Annotated in this window: 2 rRNA genes; both read left to right on the forward strand. The window is 56.9% G+C overall.

The features are described 5' to 3' along the window. The first annotated feature begins 314 nt into the window (after window positions 1-314). A 16S ribosomal RNA gene (locus D471_RS0131990) occupies window positions 315-1,847 on the forward strand. Window positions 1,848-2,279: 432 nt separating this feature from the next. Continuing rightward, window positions 2,280-5,404, forward strand: a 23S ribosomal RNA gene (locus D471_RS41205); the annotation flags it as partial.

The following is a 5,404-nucleotide window of genomic DNA, read 5'->3' on the forward strand; positions in this document are numbered from 1 at the left end:
AAACCGCCGATTTGGCGGGACACGGAACACCTGATAAAGTAAAGACACAACAAAGCGGAAACGCAGACGCCTTCCACGGAAGAGCGACCGGACACACCGTCCGGGGCTTGTACGGGAAGAGCGGTTGTTTCTTGAGAACTCAACAGCGCGTGTTTGATTTTCTTTAAGCCATGTTTGTTTTGGCCCCGTCACACACGAACCACGTGTTCGGTGTGAAGGGTTCCTTTGATTAACCACGAGAGTGGTTGGTCAGGATTACTTCTAGGTTTACCCGCCCAGACCCCTTTCAGGTGGTCGGGCAGGGTTGAGTGACCTTTATGGAGAGTTTGATCCTGGCTCAGGACGAACGCTGGCGGCGTGCTTAACACATGCAAGTCGAGCGGTAAGGCCCTTCGGGGTACACGAGCGGCGAACGGGTGAGTAACACGTGAGCAACCTGCCCCTGACTCCGGGATAAGCGGTGGAAACGCCGTCTAATACCGGATACGACCCACCACCTCATGGTGGAGGGTGGAAAGTTTTTCGGTCAGGGATGGGCTCGCGGCCTATCAGCTTGTTGGTGGGGTAACGGCCTACCAAGGCGATTACGGGTAGCCGGCCTGAGAGGGCGACCGGCCACACTGGGACTGAGACACGGCCCAGACTCCTGCGGGAGGCAGCAGTGGGGAATATTGCGCAATGGGCGAAAGCCTGACGCAGCGACGCCGCGTGGGGGATGACGGCCTTCGGGTTGTAAACCTCTTTTACCACCAACGCAGGCTCCGGGTTCTCCCGGGGTTGACGGTAGGTGGGGAATAAGGACCGGCTAACTACGTGCCAGCAGCCGCGGTAATACGTAGGGTCCGAGCGTTGTCCGGAATTATTGGGCGTAAAGAGCTCGTAGGCGGCGTGTCGCGTCTGCTGTGAAAGACCGGGGCTTAACTCCGGTTCTGCAGTGGATACGGGCATGCTAGAGGTAGGTAGGGGAGACTGGAATTCCTGGTGTAGCGGTGAAATGCGCAGATATCAGGAGGAACACCGGTGGCGAAGGCGGGTCTCTGGGCCTTACCTGACGCTGAGGAGCGAAAGCATGGGGAGCGAACAGGATTAGATACCCTGGTAGTCCATGCCGTAAACGTTGGGCGCTAGGTGTGGGGACTTTCCACGGTTTCCGCGCCGTAGCTAACGCATTAAGCGCCCCGCCTGGGGAGTACGGCCGCAAGGCTAAAACTCAAAGGAATTGACGGGGGCCCGCACAAGCGGCGGAGCATGTTGCTTAATTCGACGCAACGCGAAGAACCTTACCAAGGTTTGACATCACCCGTGGACCTGCAGAGATGTGGGGTCATTTAGTTGGTGGGTGACAGGTGGTGCATGGCTGTCGTCAGCTCGTGTCGTGAGATGTTGGGTTAAGTCCCGCAACGAGCGCAACCCTTGTTCCATGTTGCCAGCACGTAATGGTGGGGACTCATGGGAGACTGCCGGGGTCAACTCGGAGGAAGGTGGGGACGACGTCAAGTCATCATGCCCCTTATGTCTTGGGCTGCAAACATGCTACAATGGCCGGTACAATGGGCGTGCGATACCGTGAGGTGGAGCGAATCCCTAAAAGCCGGTCTCAGTTCGGATTGGGGTCTGCAACTCGACCCCATGAAGGTGGAGTCGCTAGTAATCGCGGATCAGCAACGCCGCGGTGAATACGTTCCCGGGCCTTGTACACACCGCCCGTCACGTCATGAAAGTCGGCAACACCCGAAACTTGTGGCCCAACCCCTTGTGGGAGGGAATGAGTGAAGGTGGGGCTGGCGATTGGGACGAAGTCGTAACAAGGTAGCCGTACCGGAAGGTGCGGCTGGATCACCTCCTTTCTAAGGAGTCTTTCACAGACCAGCGTTTTTCCTATGTGCTGGTCGGACTCGAAAGTGGACCCGCCGGGTTCCCTTGGTGGAACCGGTTGGGAGTGGCTTAGATGAGAATCGAACTTTGCCCCGGGCGACTAGAAGCGCCCGGGGGCGCGCTGTTGGGTGTCTGAGGAAGCAACCCTTGGGTTGGTTCCCGCGGACCGCCCCGGAGAACTCTTGTTCTGGTGGTGGGAGACGATGAGTCTTCTTGCTTCTGGTGTGAGTGGTGTTTGGGTATGCGGTTGGTGTTTTGATTTGTGAATAGTGNTCCCGGAGAACTCTCGGGTCGCCATGGTGAGGGAAGGTTGTTTCTTCCTGGTGGTGGGTTGAGTGGTGTTTGGGTATGCGGTTGGTGTTTTGATTTGTGAATAGTGTGCGCGAGCATCTTGTTATCTGTAGTGGCCAAGTGATAGTGGCATACGGTGGATGCCTTGGCACCAGGCGCCGATGAAGGACGTGGGAGGCCGCGATAGTCCACGGGGAGTTGTCAACCGAGCTTTGATCCGTGGGTGTCCGAATGGGGAAACCTAGCCCGAGTTGTGTCGGGTTGCCGCTGTCTGAATGTATAGGGCAGTTGGTGGTGACGCGGGGAAGTGAAACATCTCAGTACCCGTAGGAAGAGTAAACAACAGTGATTCCCTGAGTAGTGGTGAGCGAACGGGGAAGAGGCTAAACCGTGCGCGTGTGATAGACGGCAGTCGTTGCGTGTGCGGGGTTGTGGGGTGCATCTTTTCAGGTCTGCCGGCCTGGAGCGCTGATGGTTCTTCTAGCTGAATCCGTTGGGAAGCGGTACCGGAGTGGGTGAGAGTCCCGTAGGTGAAGGAAGAGTCTAGGTGTTGATGTTCTCCCGAGTAGCGCGGAGCCCGAGGAATTCCGTGTGAATCTGGCAGGACCACCTGCTAAGCCAAAATACGTCCTGGTGACCGATAGTGCACTAGTACCGTGAGGGAAAGGTGAAAAGTGCCCCGGTGAGGGGTCGTGAAATAGTACCTGAAACCGTGTGCTGTCAAGCCGTCAGAGCTGACTTTCGGGTTGGTGATGGCGTGCCTTTTGAAGAATGAGCCTGCGAGTCATGGTGTGTGGCGAGGTTAACCCGGGTGGGGTAGCCGTAGGGAAACCGAGTCTGAAGAGGGCGTTGAGTCGCATGCTGTGGACCCGAAGCGGGGTGATCTACCCATGTCCAGGGTGAAGCGGGGGTAAGACCTCGTGGAGGCCCGAACCCACCAGGGTTGAAAACCTGGGGGATGAGGTGTGGGTAGGGGTGAAAGGCCAATCAAACTCCGTGATAGCTGGTTCTCCCCGAAATGCATTTAGGTGCAGCGTCGCGTGTTTCTTGCTGGAGGTAGAGCTACTGTTTGGCTGATGGGCCCGACAAGGTTACTGACGTCAGACAAACTCCGAATGCCGGTGAAGTGAAGCGCGGCAGTGAGACTGCGGGGGATAAGCTTCGTAGTCGAGAGGGAAACAGCCCAGATCATCAGCTAAGGCCCCTAAGCGTGTGCTAAGTGGGAAAGGTTGTGGAGTTGCTGAGACAACCAGGAGGTTGGCTTAGAAGCAGCCATCCTTTAAAGAGTGCGTAATAGCTCACTGGTCAAGTGGTTCTGCGCCGATAATGTAGCGGGGCTAAAGCACACCGCCGAAGCTGTGGAGCCCAGTCGTTTGGCTGGGTTGGTAGGGGAGCGTCGTGCATCCGGTGAAGCTGCCGAGTGATCGTGTGGTGGAGGGTGTGCGAGTGAGAATGCAGGCATGAGTAGCGAAAGCAACGTGAGAAACGTTGCCGCCGATTGACTAAGGGTTCCTGGGGCAGGTTAATCCGCCCAGGGTGAGTCTGGACCTAAGGCGAGGCCGACAGGCGTAGTCGATGGATAACGGGTTGATATTCCCGTACCCGTGCACGAGCGTCCAGTATCGAGGCGACGGATGCTAACCACGCTGGATGCCTAGGGTCCCTTCGGGGAGCTTGGGTTTTCTGGTCTGGGAACCGATGTTGTAGTAGGTAAGTGATGGGGTGACNCCTTCTTCGACCTTCGGGTTGGGGTTGGTTTCTGGTCTGGGAACCGATGTTGTAGTAGGTAAGTGATGGGGTGACGCAGGAGGGTAGCTCTACCCGGCGGTGGTTGTCCGGGGGTAAGCGTGTAGGCTGGTGTGTTGGTAAATCCGCATGCCGTGTGGCTGAGACGTGATGCCGAGCCGTTTTTGGTGAAGTGAGTGATCCCATGCTGTCGAGAAAAGCCTCTAGCGAGTTCGTGTGTGGCCAGTACCCTAAACCGACGCAGGTGGTCAGGTAGAGAATACCGAGGCGTTCGGGTGAACCATGGTTAAGGAACTCGGCAAATTGTCCCCGTAACTTTGGGAGAAGGGGAGCCCTGTCTGGTGAAAGAGTTTTCCTCTGGAGCTGGGTGGGGTCGCAGATAGCGGGGGGAAGCGACTGTTTATTAAAAACACAGGTCCGTGCGAAGTCGTAAGACGCTGTATACGGACTGACGCCTGCCCGGTGCTGGAACGTTAAGAGGACTGGTTAGTGGGTTTCGGCCCGCGAAGCTGGGAATCTAAGCGCCAGTAAACGGCGGTGGTAACTATAACCATCCTAAGGTAGCGAAATTCCTTGTCGGGTAAGTTCCGACCTGCACGAATGGCGTAACGACTTCCCCACTGTCTCAACCATGGGCCCGGTGAAATTGCACTACGAGTAAAGATGCTCGTTTCGCGCAGCAGGACGGAAAGACCCCGGGACCTTCACTATAGCTTGACATTGGTGTTTGGGATGGTTTGTGTAGGATAGGTGGGAGCCGGTGAAGCTGTCACGCTAGTGGCGGTGGAGGCGTTGGTGAAATACCACTCTGACTGTTTCGGGCATCTAACTTTGGACCGTGATCCGGTTCGGGGACAGTGTCTGGTGGGTAGTTTAACTGGGGCGGTTGCCTCCTAAAGAGTAACGGAGGCGCCCAAAGGTTCCCTCAGCCTGGTTGGTAATCAGGTGTTGAGTGTAAGTGCACAAGGGAGCTTGACTGTGAGACGGACGTGTCGAGCAGGAGCGAAAGCTGGGACTAGTGATCCGGCACCGGCGTGTGGAAGCGGTGTCGCTCAACGGCTAAAAGGTACCCCGGGGATAACAGGCTGATCTTCCCCAAGAGTCCGTATCGACGGGATGGTTTGGCACCTCGATGTCGGCTCGTCGCATCCTGGGGCTGGAGTTGGTCCCAAGGGTTGGGCTGTTCGCCCATTAAAGCGGCACGCGAGCTGGGTTTAGAACGTCGTGAGACAGTTCGGTCCCTATCCGCTGTGCGCGTTGGAGACTTGAGAAGGGCTGTCCCTAGTACGAGAGGACCGGGACGGACGAACCTCTGGTGTGCCAGTTGTCCTGCCAAGGGCATGGCTGGTTGGCTACGTTCGGGAGGGATAACCGCTGAAAGCATCTAAGCGGGAAGCTTGCTTCGAGATGAGGTCTCCTGCCTCCTTTGAGAGGGTAAGACTCCCTAGAGACGATAGGGTTGATAGGCCGGGTGTGGAAGCCTTGTGAGGGG

The organism is Nocardiopsis lucentensis DSM 44048 (genome assembly GCF_000341125.1).
GTDB classification, from domain to species: domain Bacteria; phylum Actinomycetota; class Actinomycetes; order Streptosporangiales; family Streptosporangiaceae; genus Nocardiopsis; species Nocardiopsis lucentensis.